The organism is Vibrio sp. 704 (assembly GCF_033339295.1).
Genome location: NZ_JAWOUH010000283.1, coordinates 1 through 816, shown reverse-complemented (window position 1 = coordinate 816; position 816 = coordinate 1). Strand labels below are relative to the sequence as shown.

1 protein-coding gene is annotated in these 816 nt (G+C 46.0%); it reads right to left on the bottom strand.

The features are described from left to right. Positions 1–38 precede the first annotated feature (38 nt). Positions 39–816 (bottom strand): DUF4056 domain-containing protein (locus R7R24_RS25945; protein WP_318119999.1); only part of this gene is annotated, 778 nt, incomplete at its 5' end.

Sequence of the window (816 nt, the reverse complement as noted above, 5' to 3'; positions counted from 1 at the left end):
CTTAATGAGAGATCATGTACAGCTATTGTTTCTCTAAATTACTTCTCCGTCACATCTAACGCTTTCATTTCTTGACCATCTTGTAACTCCGCATACTTCGCAATGACAGGAAACTGAGTATGTTCGATACGCTCTGACCAGATACGTTTTGGGATGTGGTTGAAGGTATCTGCATAACTCGGCGCTACTTCAAGTACTAACTTGGCAATGTCATCTAGCTCCAGCGACTCTACAGATTCTGGTAAGGTGAGCACAATTGCGGGAGATTGCGCGAGATACTGCAAGTTCGAGTTCTCTTTCCCTAACAACTCCGGTGTTAGTCGGTGGGGCGTTTGTACATCTCCTAGGTCATAGTGACGTTGCAGAACCATGAATTTGCTTGGGATTGACTCGTGTGAGTTCCACCATTTACCGTCGACGGCGGCTAATACCAGTTTTGATTGAGATTTATCAACGACGCCAAGTTCTTGCAGACTTGCATTGAGAAGCAAGCTGACATTTTGGTTGTATTCTCTTTCGCTCAGTATCTTATGTTGTTGAATGAGGTTAAGTACAATTTTAGCTCCCAACATGTTGGAGTAGAGGTCTTCAAGCGAGTAGGCGGAAATGGTTTCTGGCCAACCTGAAAAACTTGCGTAGCCGTGCCACTGTGCGATCTCGTGGGATTCAGCCTTGAAGTAGGCTAAGCGCGCAGCTAAATGAGCGGCCACAGACCACCTTTGTTCATCGGTTAAAGAAGATGCGTCGAACGAGGCCATCTCGATGTATCTTGGTCCTAATTCAGCAGGTAAATCAATGCGATGGGCTTGGCCTAAG